General features: G+C 61.3%; 14 protein-coding genes and 2 tRNA genes. 6 read left to right on the top strand and 10 right to left on the bottom strand.

Features of this window, described 5'->3' with window-relative positions; translation table 11 throughout:
- Nucleotides 1-40: 40 nt before the first annotated feature.
- From Q1V57_RS06155 to Q1V57_RS06140, 4 genes are all read right to left on the bottom strand, one after another.
- Nucleotides 41-117: transfer RNA gene (locus Q1V57_RS06155), tRNA-Asp, on the bottom strand.
- Between the two features lie 109 nt (nt 118-226).
- Nucleotides 227-634, bottom strand: a complete 408-nt coding sequence (locus Q1V57_RS06150; RefSeq protein WP_300528686.1) for an ArsI/CadI family heavy metal resistance metalloenzyme — start codon at nt 632-634, stop codon at nt 227-229.
- Nucleotides 631-984, bottom strand: a complete 354-nt coding sequence (locus Q1V57_RS06145) for a metalloregulator ArsR/SmtB family transcription factor (protein ID WP_300528683.1) — start codon at nt 982-984, stop codon at nt 631-633. The genes Q1V57_RS06150 and Q1V57_RS06145 overlap by 4 nt, the downstream gene beginning before the upstream one ends.
- Before the next feature lie 60 nt (nt 985-1,044).
- The gene (locus tag Q1V57_RS06140) at nt 1,045-2,337 is read right to left on the bottom strand and encodes an adenosylmethionine--8-amino-7-oxononanoate transaminase (RefSeq protein ID WP_300528681.1); all 1,293 of its coding nucleotides are present in this window, start codon (nt 2,335-2,337) and stop codon (nt 1,045-1,047) included.
- 43 nt (nt 2,338-2,380) lie between these two features.
- Here Q1V57_RS06140 and bioF point away from each other — a divergent pair, with 43 nt between their 5' ends.
- From bioF to Q1V57_RS06120, 4 genes are all read left to right on the top strand, one after another.
- A complete protein-coding gene (gene bioF / locus Q1V57_RS06135; protein WP_300528678.1) occupies nt 2,381-3,559 on the top strand; it encodes an 8-amino-7-oxononanoate synthase in 1,179 nt (392 codons plus the stop codon).
- Nucleotides 3,556-4,218: a dethiobiotin synthase gene (bioD, locus tag Q1V57_RS06130; RefSeq protein WP_300528676.1), complete on the top strand. Its 663-nt coding sequence runs from the start codon at nt 3,556-3,558 to the stop codon at nt 4,216-4,218. The genes bioF and bioD overlap by 4 nt, the downstream gene beginning before the upstream one ends.
- 153 nt (nt 4,219-4,371) lie before the next feature.
- A complete protein-coding gene (locus Q1V57_RS06125) occupies nt 4,372-6,129 on the top strand; it encodes a DUF1800 domain-containing protein (RefSeq protein ID WP_300528675.1) in 1,758 nt (585 codons plus the stop codon).
- A gap of 11 nt (nt 6,130-6,140) precedes the next feature.
- Nucleotides 6,141-7,544 (top strand): DUF1501 domain-containing protein, encoded by a 1,404-nt coding sequence (locus tag Q1V57_RS06120; protein ID WP_300528673.1) that lies wholly within the window; start codon nt 6,141-6,143, stop codon nt 7,542-7,544.
- A 21-nt stretch (nt 7,545-7,565) separates the two neighbouring features.
- Here Q1V57_RS06120 and Q1V57_RS06115 read toward each other — a convergent pair.
- Nucleotides 7,566-7,641, bottom strand: a tRNA-Val gene (locus Q1V57_RS06115).
- 76 nt (nt 7,642-7,717) lie between these two features.
- Nucleotides 7,718-8,341 (bottom strand): TetR/AcrR family transcriptional regulator, encoded by a 624-nt coding sequence (locus Q1V57_RS06110; protein WP_300528671.1) that lies wholly within the window; start codon nt 8,339-8,341, stop codon nt 7,718-7,720.
- Between the two features lie 101 nt (nt 8,342-8,442).
- Here Q1V57_RS06110 and Q1V57_RS06105 point away from each other — a divergent pair, with 101 nt between their 5' ends.
- Nucleotides 8,443-9,132: a PspA/IM30 family protein gene (locus Q1V57_RS06105; protein WP_300528669.1), complete on the top strand. Its 690-nt coding sequence runs from the start codon at nt 8,443-8,445 to the stop codon at nt 9,130-9,132.
- A gap of 2 nt (nt 9,133-9,134) precedes the next feature.
- The gene (locus tag Q1V57_RS06100; RefSeq protein ID WP_300528667.1) at nt 9,135-9,398 is read left to right on the top strand and encodes a YiaA/YiaB family inner membrane protein; all 264 of its coding nucleotides are present in this window, start codon (nt 9,135-9,137) and stop codon (nt 9,396-9,398) included.
- A gap of 74 nt (nt 9,399-9,472) precedes the next feature.
- On the opposite strand, the gene pheA is transcribed toward Q1V57_RS06100, so the two are convergent.
- From pheA to clpX, 4 genes are all read right to left on the bottom strand, one after another.
- Nucleotides 9,473-10,627: a prephenate dehydratase gene (pheA, locus tag Q1V57_RS06095; protein WP_300528665.1), complete on the bottom strand. Its 1,155-nt coding sequence runs from the start codon at nt 10,625-10,627 to the stop codon at nt 9,473-9,475.
- A 212-nt stretch (nt 10,628-10,839) separates the two neighbouring features.
- Complete coding sequence (locus Q1V57_RS06090) at nt 10,840-11,640, bottom strand: hypothetical protein (protein WP_300528662.1); 801 nt, start codon at nt 11,638-11,640, stop codon at nt 10,840-10,842.
- An 11-nt stretch (nt 11,641-11,651) separates the two neighbouring features.
- Nucleotides 11,652-14,054, bottom strand: a complete 2,403-nt coding sequence (lon, locus tag Q1V57_RS06085; RefSeq protein WP_300528659.1) for an endopeptidase La — start codon at nt 14,052-14,054, stop codon at nt 11,652-11,654.
- A gap of 143 nt (nt 14,055-14,197) precedes the next feature.
- Nucleotides 14,198-15,472: an ATP-dependent Clp protease ATP-binding subunit ClpX gene (gene clpX / locus Q1V57_RS06080; protein WP_300528657.1), complete on the bottom strand. Its 1,275-nt coding sequence runs from the start codon at nt 15,470-15,472 to the stop codon at nt 14,198-14,200.
- Between the last annotated feature and the right edge of the window lie 162 nt (nt 15,473-15,634).

Genomic DNA, 15,634 nt, shown 5'->3' with positions numbered 1-15,634 from the left:
ACGCACCACTTTCAAGTTCAACAGATTGTCTGGAAAAAAGTGGCGCGAGTGACGGGACTCGAACCCGCGACCTCCGGCGTGACAGGCCGGCGCTCTAACCAACTGAGCTACACCCGCAATGGTGCTCGCCGAAGCGAGGTGCGTTGTTTATGCGCGTGGCCGCGGTGGGTCAAGCGGCTAAACGCACGCAATGCAGGTCTTCTGCAGATGGATTGCAGATAACCCCCTATTCTGCCTGCTCTGCAAGGATATCCGGCGAGTGCCCATAGGCCTCTGTCTGATGCCGGGTGTGGAAGGCCTCCCAAGCGACGCCGTCGGGATCCATGGTCCAGCTCTTTTCCGATTTGGCATAGCAACACGTTGTTACGCCCTCCGGCAGGTACGGCGCCTCGGCCTGCTTCATGCGGTCGAAAACCTCGCCCAACTCATCCGCGCTTTCGGTCTGGATGCCGGCATGGGTGAAGCCGGGCTTATCCGCATTGGCTTCGATGACAAAATTCATCCGCGGATCATCCAGCAGCCATTTGGCATAGCCCTCACGGACCAGACTTGGCGGGGCGCCGAACAGGTTCTCGTAGAAGGCGATGGAGCGCTCAAGGTCGGTGACATTGAAGCTGACATGGAGGCGTTTCATGATGGGATCTCCTGTGCGGTGTTGAGGGGCTGAACCCCGGTCTGCGCTGGCAGGCCGCGACAGCAATCCTCCAGCAGGAAGGCTGCAAGTCCGCGCAGCGTGTCGAGCTTGGCGCGATACCGGATGGAGCGCCCGTTTCTCTCCCCTTCGACTAGTCCGGCCTGGGAGAGTTCCTTGAGATAAAAGGACAAGGTTGGAGCCGGCAGGCTCAGATGCGCCGCGATTTCACTCGGCGTCAGGCCGGCCTTGTCCGGGTCTGGTGCCTCGGCCGCCACAAGCAGGCGGAACACGTCAAGCCGGCGGTCATGTGCCAGGGCACTCAGTGCCTGGATCGCGGTCGTCTTTTCCATATTTCCAATATAATGGAATTATGGTCGCGCGCAAGGTTATTTTCAATTTTCCGAAATTAACTACGCGCTGAAGTGCTGGCTGGCCCAGCGACGGGTGACGTCAATCGTGGACATGATCAAGGTCTCCAGGTCGGCGGCATCGATGATATAGGGCGGCATCAGATAGATGATATTGCCGAAGGGGCGGACCCACAGACCAGCCTGCACGAACTCTGCCTTGAGGGCGTCGAGATCGGGCAGAGACTGCACCTCGATCACACCGATTGCGCCCTGCCAGCGCACATCAACAACACCGGGAATGCCCCGTGCGAGCGGCAAAAGCCGACCGAATTCGGTCTCAATGGCGGCAACCTGTTGCAGCCGCGGTTCCTGTTCAAACAGGTCGAGCGAGGCATTTGCCGCGGCGCAGGCCGCCGGATTGCCCATATAGGTCGGCCCATGCATCAGGGCCGCGCCGGCCTCGTCCGACCAGAAGGCATTGAACAGCCGGCTCGATGCAATGGCCGCGGCCAATGGCAGGGTTCCCCCGGTCAAGGCTTTGGAAACCGTCATGATATCCGGCACAACGCCCGCTTTCTCGCAGGCAAACATCGTTCCCAGCCGGCCAAACCCGGTCATGATCTCATCAAGGATCAGCGGCAAGCCGTGCTTGTCACACAGAGCCCGCAAGCGCTGCAGCGTCTCCGGGCTGTGAAACCGCATGCCGCCAGCCCCTTGCACCAAAGGCTCGGTGACAACGCCAGCCAAACTCGACACCTTGTCCGCCATCAACCGGTCCAACGCCGCAGTGGCGGCATCATCGACCGGCAGGTCCGCAATGATCTGACGCTGCAGGCCGCCGGCGAACAGCGTGTGCATGCCCTCTTCCGGGTCACACACCGACATCGTGGCCAGCGTGTCACCATGATAGCCGCCCTTGAATGCGAGGAATTGGGTGCGCCCCTGGACACCGCGATTGATCCAGGACTGCATCGCGATCTTCATGGCGATCTCGACGGAGACCGAACCCGACTCGCAAAAGAATACGTGATTGAGATCGTCCGGCGCCAATCCGGCCAGCCGCTTGGCCAGGCGCTCTGCCGGCTGATGCGTCAGCCCGCCCAGCATGACGTGCGGCACCTGATCGAGCTGGTCCTTGACCGCGTTGATGATATGCGGATGGCGATAGCCATGGCACACAGTCCACCAAGACGAGACCCCGTCAATCAGCTCGCGCCCATCCGCTAACCGAATACGAACCCCCTGCGCACTCTCAACCGGCAATCCCGCCGGGGTGGTCTTCATCTGGGTATAGGGGCGCCAGACATGGTGCTCTGCCGGGTCGAACGGATAGTCGTGTGTATTTTGGGCCATTGGCGGGCTTTAGCAGGCGCCCGGTATATGCGACAGGGCTTGTATGAGCTCAAACACACCCTCGCTGGAGCAATTTGCAGCGCGCAAGCTGGAAGGCCTGGAGCGTCGCCACCTTCGCCGCCGTCTCGTCGTCTCCGACAACCAGCCCAGCATGAAGACCGTACGCGATGGTCGCCTGCTGACGAATTTCTGCTCGAACGACTATCTGGGCATGGCGCATGACCCGGCGGTGATTGCCGCAGCACAAGCGGCGACAGAGCGCTATGGCGCCGGCTCCGGCGCGTCGCGCCTGGTCAGCGGCGGTCACCCGCTTCTGTTTGAGCTGGAAGCCCGCCTCGCCGCCGTTAAGGGCAGCGAGGATTGTATCGTGTTCGGCTCCGGCTATCTCGCCAATCTTGCGATTACACCGGCTCTGGCAGGGCCGGGCGACCTCATCCTGATCGACGAGCTGGCCCATGCCTGTCTGCATTCCGGCGCCAAGCTCTCCGGCGCCGAAACCCTGGTTTTCCGCCATAACGATATGACCGATCTCGAGGCCAAGCTGGCCAAACATCGCACGACTGCCCGCCATACTCTGATCCTCACTGATGGCGTGTTCTCGATGGATGGCGACATCGCCCCCCTGCCGCAGCTGAACCGACTGGCGGAGCAGTTCGATGCCTGGCTGCTGGTTGATGATGCCCACGGGCTGGGCGTCACCGGCGACGGCCAAGGCACCGCCCACGCTTTCACCCCGCCCTCGAGGGCCGCTTTGCAGATGGGCACGCTGTCCAAGGCCCTGGGCAGTTATGGCGGTTATCTCTGCGCGAGCCGCAATGTTTGTGAATTGTTGCGGACACGGGCACGTCCACTCGTCTTCACCACCGCCCTGCCCCCGTCCGCCATTGCTGGCGCACTCAAGGCGCTTGAGCTGATCGAAGCGGACCAGGAGCGCTGCGCCCGTCCGACCGTTTTGGCCCGGCGTTTCGCCCGGGCTTGCGGCTTGCCGGAACCGGCATCTCCCATCGTCCCGGTTATCATTGGCGAAGAAGCCGACGCCCTTGCAGCCTCGACTGCCCTGCAGGAGGCCGGATTCCTGGTCACCGCGATCCGCCCGCCTACCGTGCCGCGGGGCACCGCGCGCCTGCGCATTACCTTTTCTGCCGCGCACAGCGAATCCGATGTCGATGCGCTGGCTGACCAGGTCGCGCCCATGCTGAATGCGCTGGAGGCCGTTTCATGAGCAATCGTCCGATTTTCTTCACCGCCACCGGTACCGATATCGGCAAAACCCACGTCTTGTGCGCCCTGCTTGAAGCGCAGCGCGCGCGCGGTCAGGCCGCCAAAGTGCTCAAGCCGGTTCTTTCAGGCTTTGACGCGGCCGCCCTGGAAGGAACGGACACAGTCCGCTTATTGCTGGCCAACGGGCAGGATCTGTCGATCGAGACCATTGACGCCATTACACCCTGGCGCTTCAAGCCGGCCCTGTCACCGGACATGGCGGCGCGGCGCAGCGGGGTGAGCCTGCGCCTTGAAGCCATCATTGACTGGTGTCTCGATGCGATCGCCCGCGACCGTCCGACCATCATTGAGGGCGCCGGCGGGGTGATGTCACCGATTGCTGAAGACGGGCTCAATCTCGACCTGATCCGGGAACTCGATGCCCATCCCGTGCTCGTCGCCGGCGGCTATCTTGGGACGATTTCGCATACTTTGACGGCGCTGCGTGTTCTTGACGGCCGCGCCAGCATTATTCTCAACCCCTGGGGCGAAACCCCGGTGCCGATTGAGGAAACCCGCGACGCCCTGCAGCGGTTCGCGCCGCGCGCTCGCATCCATGTGTTCGATCCCGCCGACACCTCCAATCTGCTTGAGGTGATCGACGGCAATAATTCGGATTAAATCCCGCTCAAATTCCACCCAAGAAAATTAAGACCGCTTCACCTTAGCGCCACAATCGCGACGGAAATTGCCACAATCCGTCGTACCTGATGGTGTGAAGAGTGTCGCGGGTGGGGCCAGCAGGCTGTGCGCGCGCGTTTTGAGAGAGCCGCCATGCCGCAATCCAGACTGGGTCCAATCCTGAAAACCGCCGTCCTGGCACTGACGCTTAGCCTTGCGGCCTGCGGTGGCGGAGGTGGCGGCACGAGCGATGGCGGCACTAATGCGCCGCCGGCTCCGCCTCAACCGCCCACCCCGACACCGCAGCCGGTCACCCGGCAAGCCATTCTGGAAGCGTCGAAATTCCTCAATCAGGCCACCTTCGGTCCAACCTATACAGAGGCCGAAGATCTTGCCTACAGCTCGCAATCGCTCTGGCTGCGCGACCAGTTCGCCGCGGCGCCCACACTGCATGTCGATGCCTTGCTGGCAGACGGTGTCGCCAATGATTTCGAGAGCTTCCGGGCCGCCTCGGACAGTTATTGGGGCGCCATCATCAGCGGCGAGGACCAATTGCGCCAACGCATGGTGTTCGCCCTGTCGCAAATCCTGGTGATTTCAGAGGGACAAACCTCGGTCCTGTCCGGACTTCCCCTGACCTCAGCGCATTACATGGACATCCTCTCGCGCAACGCCTTCGGCAATTATCGCGACCTGCTCGAGGACGTCACCTATTCTCCGGCCATGGCGGCCTATCTGACCTATCTCTACAACGCCAAGGGCGACATGGAGACCGGCCGTGTTCCCGATGAGAACTACGCCCGGGAGATCATGCAACTCTTCACCATCGGCTTGGTCGAGCTGCGCATGGATGGCAGCGTGGTGATGGATGGCAATGGCCGCCCGATCGAAACCTATGACAATACCGATGTAACGGGGCTGGCCCGCGTCTTTACCGGGCTGGGCCTGAACGGTGAGAATTTCTGGCCGGACGACTCCGTAGCGGATGCCACCTATACGCCGCTTGAAGTGTTCGAGTTTTTCCATTCGGATCTGGAAAAGAGCTTCCTCGGCACCACCATCCCGGCGGGAACACGGGCGCGAACCAGTATCGATACAGCGCTCGACACTCTGTTCAATCATCCCAACCTGCCGCCCTTTATCAGCCGGCAACTGATCCAGCGCTTCACCACCAGCCATCCCTCACCGGCCTATATCCAGCGCGTCGCGACTGTGTTCGCCAATGGCAGCTACACCCTGCCGGACGGGACTGTGATCGGCGAAGGTCAGCGCGGCGATCTCGCCGCGACCCTGGCCGCCATCCTGATGGATAGCGAAGCCCGGCAAGCGCCGGACACGGCCCCCAATGATTGGGGCAAGGTGCGCGAGCCGGTGCTGCGCTTCACCCATTGGGCCCGCGCCTTCGGCATTGACGGGACCCAGGCCTGGCGCGAAGACTATCTCTGGGACACGTCGAGTTCCGGCTCGCTCGGCCAGCATCCGTTCCGCGCCCCGTCTGTCTTCAACTTCTATCGCCCCGGCTATGTCGCGCCGGGAACCGAAACCGGGGCCGCCGGGCTAACCGCCCCGGAGCTGCAGATTGTCAATGAAGCGAGCGTGATCGGCTTTGCCAATTTCATGAGCGCCTTCATTACCGACAACACCTGGGGGGATAATCGCACCGAGACCCTGGGCTTCCACCCCGATTACACCGCCGAGATGGCGATTGCCGACGACCCGGACGCCTTGCTTGACCGGCTCGATGCGGTCTTCACCTACGGGACTTTGTCGACCGCAACCCGGGACCGCATGCGCGAGATTATCGCCGGTGTTCCGATTGATGATCAGGCGCCCGATGAAGGCCGCCTCGGTCGCGTCCAGATCGGCGTGTTGATGATCCTCACCGCCCCTGAATACACAGTCCTGCGCTAGGGAGAAAAACCATGTCACTGTCTCGCAGACACTTCCTCGCGCGCGCTGGCGCCATGGGCATGATCGGCACCACCGGGCTGGGCTCCAGCCTGATGAGCATGCCGGCTCTTGCCGCCAACACCACGGGCTACAAGGCGATCGTCTGTCTCTTCCTGTTCGGCGGGATGGATAGCTATGATGCGGTCCTGCCCTATGACAGCGCGTCCTACAGCGCTTTTGCCGATATTCGCCCATCGCTCTTGAACCAGTATGCGAGCAATGGCGCCGCGCGCGATCCCTCGACCCTGCTCCGGCTCAACCCGGATAATGCGGCTGATCTCGGCGGGCGCGAGTTCGCCCTGCCACCGGAAATGCCAGGCCTGCATGCGGCCTTCGAGAGTGGCAATGCAGCCATCATGGCCAATGTCGGACCGCTGCTGGAGCCGACGAACCGCACGGCGATCGAGGCGGATACGGCGCGCCTGCCGCGTCAGCTTTTCTCCCATAATGACCAGCAATCGACCTGGATGGCTTCGGCTCCGGAAGGGGCTCAATTTGGCTGGGGCGGACGCTTTGCCGACCTGGCCCTGGCCTCAAATGCCAATAACAACCCGTTGTTCACCGCGATGAGCGCCCAGGGCAATACGGTCTGGCTGTCGGGCGAGCAGGCGCAGCAATACCAGCTCTCACCGGATGGGCCGCCGCAGCTTCTTGCCCTGCAATACCCGCCATTCTTCGGCGTGCCCCAGGATGAAGCCCGCGCCCTTCTGGAGCAGCATTTCCGTAATCAGGGCGTGACCGCGACCAATCTGTTCGAGCGTGACGTCACCAATGCCATGCGCCGGGCACTCGACAGTAATGCGCAATATGCCGAAGCGCGCGATCAGGTCGCACCGATCACCACGGAATTCCCGCGCGGCTTTCTCGGCGACCAGCTGCGCGCGATCGCTGAATCGATCTCGCTGCGTGGCGTCCTCGGAGCCTCGCGCCAGGTCTATTTCGCCGCCACCGGTGGATTTGATACCCACTCCGCCCAAGCGACCGACATGCCGGGCCTGCAAGGCCGTCTCGATGCCGCGATCACGGCCTTCACAGCCGCCATGGCGGAAATCGGCGCCAGCAATGACGTCACTTTGTTCACGGCCTCTGATTTCGGCCGCACGCTGTCGATCAATGGCGATGGCACCGATCATGGCTGGGGGGCGCATCAATTCGTCATCGGCGGCGCCGTCAATGGCCGTCGCATCTATGGTGAAATGCCGCAATACGGGCTCGGCCATGAGCAGGAGATCGGCAATGGCCGCCTGATCCCGACCACATCGGTGGAACAATTCGCTGCCCCGCTCGGCCGCTGGTTCGGTCTCAGCGAAAGCGAGCTCAACCTCGCTCTACCCGGGCTGAGCAATTTCTCAGGGCCCGGGCCGGGATTGGTCTAGCGTTCTGGATGTTCCGGGGAATGGTGGGCGGTGAGGGGCTCGAACCCCCGACCCTCTCGGTGTAAACGAGATGCTCTCCCAACTGAGCTAACCGCCCATTCAGTCCGGAGGGGCGTTCTAATGCAGCTTGACCGTCGGGGGCAAGCTCCGATGCAGCAAATATTGATCGCACATCAGCTATAATCACGGGCGACCGCGCCAATAATCAGCTCGATCTGCGCAAGTGTGTCGGCCATCGGATCGGGTTTCAGGCTGTTGGGCAGGGTCTGCACGACGATGCCGTGGACACTGGCCCAAAGTGCACGGGCCAGGGCCGGCCGGGTCTCCACACTCAATTCGGGGAGCCTTGAGAGCTCCTCCTCGACCAAGGCAAAGAGTGCGTCCTCGGCGTCCACAAAGGCCTCCGGCCGTTCCGAGCGGCCACGATTGTAATCCAGCAAGGCAGACCACAGGGCCGCATTCTCGCGCACAAAACCCAGATAGGCGGTGGCCAACAGCATCAGGCGTTGCTGGCAAGCCCCCCCAGAGTGATCGCGCTTGGCGGCCTCCACATATTGCGTCAGCTCACGATAGGTCTGCAGATTGACCGCGCCGATCAGCGCATCGAGGTCAGGAAAGAATTTATAGAGCGACCCGGTTGCGATGCCGGCCCTTTGCGCCAGCTCACGAACACGCAATGCCCCCGCCCCTTTCTCAGCCAGCAATGCGCGCGCACTCTTCAGGATCTGCGCCTCGGTGTGCTCGGCCAGCCCCGGCCGACCCCGTTTTCTGCCGAGCCCGCGGGTTTCATCACTCATGCCACTTCACCCATTTAATGAACGATGTTCATTTTCCTCTTGCGTGAATATCATTCTCGACCATGGTCGTTTTCGAACATTGTTCATAAAAGGAGGCAGCGATGTTCTCAACCCTTATGACCATAGTCCGCGGAGAAGCCTCGCGGACACGGGATCAGCTCGAAAACCGTCATGCGGTCGTGATTCTGGAACAGAAAATCCGTGAGGCGGAAGCCTCGCACGGCCGGGCCAAGCGCGCCCTCGCCAGCCTGATCCTTAAGTCGCGCGGCGAGGAACGTCAGCTCCAAGCCCTCACCTCCCGCCGTGAAGACCTCGAGGACCGGGTCGAAAAAGCCCTGAAGGCCGAGCTCGACGAACTGGCCCGCGAAGCCGCGCATATGCTTGCAAGGCTGGAAAATGAGGACAATGCGCGGCGCAAGGCACGCGACCGGACCGAGATGTCGATCCAGCGCCTGCGGCACATGATTGATACCGGACAGGCCCGCCTCATCGACCTCAAACAAGGCCTGATAACCGTCAAATCAATTTCGGCCGAACGTGTCAGCCACGCCGAGATCAATGGCAATTTCGGGGGCATGGCCGCCATGGTCGAGGCAGAGAATGTGCTCACCCGTTTCCTAGACCAGCCCGACCCTCTCGACGAGCTCGACATAATGGATGAGCTCAATGCCGAGCTCAGCGGTGAGGACCTGCTTGACCGTCTCGCCAACGCCGGATGCGGCTCACCGAGCAAGACCCAGGCGGAAGACGTGCTCGAACGCATCCGCAGTGACATCAAACAGGAGAGCTAGTCATGCTCGGACAATCAAAACTCTGGATCGGCTTCAATTACGCCTGTGTCGCCATTGCCCTGGGCATGCTGTCGCTCTCGCTGCTGCTGATGCCGGTCGATCTGTCGACCAAGGGCTATGTCGGCATGGGCATTCTCTTCCTCTCCGGATCGCTGATCACGCTGGTGAAGACCCTCCAGGAAGTCCGCATCAATGAACAGTTTTCCTCCAAGGTCGAACGCGCCAAACAGGAAAAGCTATTGTCGGAATATGTCGCACAGGAATAGCCGGAGCATCCCACACCCAAGACAAAGGCCGGCCCCACGAGGCCGGCCTTATTCTGCTTCGGGAGCTTTGACCTTTACTCCGCGGCGCTCACCGCGTCGATCGCATCGGCGACGTAGCAGCCCAGCTGGCGGATTTCCCGGGTGTGGGATTCGAGGACTTTCAGGGCGTCACGCACGGCCTGATCCTCGATATGCCCCTCCACATCCATGATGAAACGCTCTTCCCAGAGATTGCCCGGGATGGGACGGCTTTCCAGCTTGACCAGGTTGATGCCGCTATCGCGGAAGCCTGTCAGGGCGTCAACCAGGGCACCAGGCGTGTCGCGTGTGGTAAACATGAGCGAGGTCTTGCATTCCACTTCGCGCGTTGGATTGCGGCTTTCTCGCGCGATGACGATAAAGCGGGTGATATTCTGCTCGTGATCACCGACACCCTGTTCCAGCACATCGAAACCGAACAGACGCGCCGCATCGGCGCCGGCAATGACACCAGCCGTGTCGTCATCCTCGAGCAGGCGCTCCAGGGCGCGGGTCGAGCTGGCTGCCATATGGGTTTCGATTTCCGGGTGCGAAGCGAGCCAGCCGCGCGACTGGGCCAGCGCCTGCGGGTGACCATAGACGCGAGTGACCCGGCCCAGACCGCTTGAGCGGCCGATCAGGCAATGATCCACACGCAGCAGGAATTCGCCGACGATATTGCAGCGCCCGCCGAGCAGAAGATCATAGACTTCGCTGATCGAGCCGGTCGTGGTGTTCTCGATCGGGACCACGCCGAAATCCACCTCGCCGCTCTCAACCGACCGGAAAACCGAGATGAAATCCCGTTTCGGCGCCGGAACGACGCTGGCATTGCGACGCTCGAAAATACGCTGGGCCGCAATATGGCTATAGCTGCCCGGCCCGCCAAGATAGGCGACATTGGCCTCGTGCAATTCCTCATCGCGCAGGCTGTCGAAGCGCGTGCGCTGGCGCTGGATCGAGCTTTCGAACAGGGATTTGAACAGGGTTTCGATCAGGTCCGGCTCGACACCCTGGGCCTTGCCGCGCTCGATCGCCTCGTTGAGCACGGCCTTCTCACGCTCGCGGTCGCGGACCGGCAGGCCCTGCTGCGCCTTGGCCTCAAGGATTTGTTCGACCAGATCGGCGCGCTTGGCGATAGTATCGATCAAGGCGCGGTCGAGCTCGGAAATCGCTGCGCGGATTTCGTCGCGGTTCTGTGTCTCGGTCATTCTCTTACCCCAAAAGAAAAGGACCTCCCCGGTCTGGGGAGGTCCTGGAAACTTGCTGCTTGTCGCACGTAACCGGTCACCGCTCCCCAAGGGATGCGTTGCTAAAATAACCGAAGAAATAATACGTGCGATAAGTCATGATTTGAGCTTGGCGGTGGTTTGCGGCCCCGTCAATCCCCTCATGGTTAACACAGGCAGATTAATCCGCCGCACTATTTGCGCTCGCGCCATTCGCGCCGGTAGACCGATTCCTCGGTGTGTTTACGCTCGTGCGCGGCGGACTGGGCAGCCCATTCATCTGCACTGGCCGGCCGGACCCGGTCCTGCTTGATCAACCCGGCGCGGGGAACAGGGATGGCCTGGATCATCGGCAGGCCTGCCGGCAGGGTGTGCTCACCGGGCGCACCGGTCCAGGCGAAGGGAAAATTCACCGCCGGCAGGAATTGGTCGCAATCGACCAGGCCGGTGAAACAGGTAAAAGGAAGCTGGAACTGGTTGAAAGGCTGCGTGAACAGGACCGAATAGCCTTCCGGAACGCGGATCCGCCACGGGTTCATCCATTTCAGCGGCATGGTGCGTTCAAACGGCGGGTTCGGGGCGCCGATCTGGCCGGGATGGTGTTGCTCCAGCGGCTGGAACGGCGCATCCATCGGCCATTGCGCCTGGATGTTGACGCGGTCCTCCGGGACACTCAGCTGTACCGTCACCGGAAGCGGGATGATCCAGCCAAGAGTGAAGGCATCGGTCACCGGCAGGCAAGCCTTGACCGTCAATCCGGCAAGCCCGTTGGCATCCCGCATGCCCATTTCCCGGTCCAGAGACTTGAACCAGTCCGGCATGAAACGCGACGCCCGCGCCGGAGCCGGAAGCCGGCCCTCCAGCGCGGGATCGCAGAGGAATTCTATGGCGGGATCGTCTGTCGCAGAGCCCGGCTCGGCCGGCGGGGTAAAATCACCCTGCCCGCCCAGCTGGAATGAGTAGCGAAGCATCAGCTCATCATCCTCGCCACTCATATGATCTGCTCCTAGTGGGCGACGGGAGTCCCCGCCGCATCGCTACCCGGTGTGCCGAGAGCCGCCAGGGCGGCCTCGTCCGCTTCGGTCCATTCAACCGGCTCAACCGGCTCGGTCAAGGCACGGGTGAGAACTTCATCGGCAGTTTCCACCGGAACGATCTCCAGGCCTTCCTTCACATTATCCGGAATTTCCTCGAGATCCTTCTCGTTTTCCTTGGGGATCAGCACGGTTTTCACACCACCGCGCAGGGCCGCCAGGAGCTTTTCCTTCAGGCCACCGATCGGTAGCACGCGGCCGCGCAGGGTGATCTCGCCGGTCATGGCGATATCCTTGCGCACCGGCACGCCGGTCAGCACCGAGACGATCGCCGTCATCATGCCGATACCGGCCGAGGGCCCATCTTTCGGCGTCGCCCCTTCGGGCACGTGGACGTGGATGTCGGTGGCGCGGAAGACCGTCGGCTTGACGCCCAGGGACGGGGCCCGCGACTGCACGAAGGAATTCGCCGCAGAAATCGACTCCTTCATCACATCGCGCAGATTGCCGGTGACCTTCATCTGACCCTTGCCCGGCATGCGCACGGCTTCAATGGTCAGAAGATCGCCGCCAACTTCGGTCCAGGCGAGGCCCGTGACCACACCGACTTGGTCAGCACTCTCGGTTTCGCCGAAGCGGAATTTGCGGATACCGGCGAAGTCCTTGAGATTATCAGGCGTGATCTCGATCTGGGTCTGCTCGCCGCTTTCAATCTTGCGCACGGATTTGCGCGCCAGATTGGCGACTTCACGCTCCAGGCTCCGCACCCCGGCTTCGCGGGTGTAATAGCGGATCAGATCGCGCAGACCGTCTTCACTCAGCTGCCACTCCCCATCATTGAGCGAATGATTTTTCATCTGCTTGGGGATCAGGTGACGCTTGGCGATCTCGACCTTCTCGTCTTCCGTATAGCCGGCGATACGGATGATCTCCATCCGGTCGAGAAGCGGCTGCGGCAGGTTGAGCGTGTTCGCCGTGGTGACGAACATGATGTCAGACAGATCGTAATCGACCTCGAGATAGTGATCGTTGAACGTACCGTTCTGTTCCGGATCCAGTACTTCCAGGAGGGCCGAGGCCGGGTCGCCGCGATAATCGGCGCCCAGCTTGTCGATCTCGTCGAGCAGGAAGAGCGGATTGGCCGAATTGGTCTTCTTCATCGACTGGATAATACGGCCCGGCATAGAGCCGATATATGTCCGGCGGTGACCGCGGATCTCAGCCTCGTCGCGAACGCCGCCCAGCGACATGCGCACGAAATCACGGCCCGTCGCCTTGGCGATGGAGCGACCCAGCGAAGTCTTGCCGACGCCCGGAGGACCAACAAGGCACAGGATCGGCCCCTTCAGCTTGCGCGTACGGGCCTGCACAGCAAGATGCTCGAGGATGCGCTCCTTGACCTTGTCGAGGCCATAATGATCCGATTCCAGCGTGTCTTCAGCGCGCTTGAGATCATTCTTGAGGCGTTTGCGCTTGCCCCAGGGCAGCGCCAGGATCCAGTCGAGATAATTGCGCACGACCGTGGCCTCTGCCGACATCGGGCTCATCTGGCGCAGTTTCTTGAACTCCGCCTCGGCCTTGGTGCGTGCTTCCTTGGACAATTTGGCTTCAGCCAGGCGCTGTTCCAGCTCGGCGAGTTCCTCGCGGCCATCATCGCCCTCACCCAGTTCGCGCTGGATCGCCTTCATCTGCTCGTTGAGATAATATTCCCGCTGGGTCTTCTCCATCTGACGCTTTACGCGCGAGCGGATCTTTTTCTCGACCTGGAGAACGCCGATCTCGCCTTCCATCAGGCCGAGCACGCGCTCAAGACGCCGGGCCACATCGCCCTCTTCCAAGAGCGACTGTTTCTCATCAATTTTGACCGCGAGATGGGCCGCGATCGTGTCGGCCAGCTTGCCCGGCTCGGTGATCTGTTCGAGTGAGGCTAGGGCTTCCGGCGGGACTTTCTTGTTGAGCTTGACGTAATCGTCGAACTTGGCAGCGACCGAACGCATCAGCGCTTCGTGTTCGCTGTCATCCGCGCTGTCATCCCCGACCGGCTCGCAAGCCGCCTGGTAGTAGACCTCGTTCTCGACATAGCCGGTGATCTGGACCCGGGTTCCGCCCTCGACCAGCACCTTGACCGTGCCGTCCGGCAGTTTCAGCAATTGCAGAACCGAGGCGATGACGCCGGTGGTGTGAATATCGTCCGGCTGCGGCTCATCGTCAGAAGCATTCTTCTGCGTCGCAAGCAGGATCTGCTTGTCCGCCTTCATCACCTCTTCCAGCGCCTTCACCGACTTCTCGCGGCCGACAAAGAGCGGCACGATCATGTGCGGGAAAACGACGATATCGCGCAGAGGCAAGAGCGGAAGCGTCTTGGTCGTGGACATAATTTCTCCTATCGCACCGACCGGTTCGAACGCGCCAGCACTGACAGGCAGGATGGCGCGATTCGAAGGCTGGCTGCGTTCGTAAACTATGACAGTTTGGGACTGCCGTTCACCCTAACAGGTGGAAGCGGGACGGGCCGAGTTCAAGCCCCCTCGGCCTGATCGTCCTTGCGTTCTGCATAGATGTGCAGCGGTTTGGCATTGCCCTCAACGACTTCGGCGTTGACGACAATCTCTTCGACGCCTTCCAGGCTCGGCAGGTCGAACATGGTTTCGAGCAGAATACCCTCCATGATCGAGCGCAGACCCCGCGCACCGGTCTTGCGTTCAATGGCACGCTTGGCCACGGCTTTGAGCGCATCCTCGGTGAAGGTCAGGCCAACGCCTTCCATCTCGAACAGACGCTGATACTGCTTCACGAGCGCATTCTTCGGCTCGGTCAGAATCTTGATCAGCGCATCTTCGTCGAGATCTTCCAGGGTGGCGATAACAGGCAGACGGCCGATGAATTCCGGGATCAGACCGAAACGGTTGAGATCATCCGGCTCGACATCGCGCAGGATTTCACCCGTACGGCGTTCATCGACTTCACGCACATCGGCACCAAAACCGATCGCGGCGCCCTTGCCACGCTTGGAAATCACCTTGTCGAGACCGGCAAAGGCACCACCCACGACAAACAGGATATTGGTCGTGTCGACCTGCAGGAATTCCTGCTGCGGATGCTTGCGGCCACCCTGCGGCGGCACCGCGGCAACCGTGCCTTCCATGATTTTCAGCAGCGCCTGCTGCACGCCCTCACCCGACACGTCCCGTGTAATGGACGGATTGTCCGACTTGCGCGAAATCTTGTCGATCTCATCGATATAGACGATACCGCGCTGGGCCCGCTCGACATTGTAGTCAGCGGCCTGCAGCAGTTTAAGCACGATATTCTCGACATCCTCACCGACATAGCCGGCCTCGGTCAGGGTCGTCGCATCGGCCATGGTGAAGGGCACATCGAGGATTCGCGCCAGCGTCTGGGCCAGCAGCGTCTTACCGCAACCGGTCGGGCCGATGAGCAGGATGTTGGACTTGGCCAGCTCAACATCGGAATTCTGCGAAGAGTGGTTGAGGCGCTTGTAATGGTTATGCACGGCAACCGCGAGCACGCGCTTGGCGTGACCCTGGCCGATGACATAATCATTCAGGATATCGAAGATTTCCTGCGGCGCCGGGACCGAGCCCTTGGATTTCACCAGCGAGGATTTGCTCTCCTCGCGGATGATATCCATACACAGCTCGACGCATTCGTCGCAGATGAAGACGGTCGGTCCCGCAATCAGTTTGCGGACCTCGTGCTGGCTCTTGCCGCAGAAAGAACAGTAAAGCGTGTTCTTGCTCTCGCCTTCGCCGCCGCTGGTCGTCTTACTCATATCCGCTCCAATTCAACCGCGAGCCCCTTTAGGACCTCCCCCGGTCCGGCAGTCACCCGCTTATATGTTCGACCCGTGCAAGATCGCGGTCGAACTTTAGCGAAAGGTTTCCATCCGCGAACATTCGACCATAGTGTTGCAGTGCGGATCAAGCACGATCCG

It is taken from the genome of Maricaulis sp., assembly GCF_030149425.1.
Classification (GTDB): Bacteria; Pseudomonadota; Alphaproteobacteria; order Caulobacterales; family Maricaulaceae; genus Maricaulis.
The sequence above is the reverse complement of the archived record's forward strand: the minus strand, read 5'-3'. Positions and strand labels throughout refer to the sequence as shown.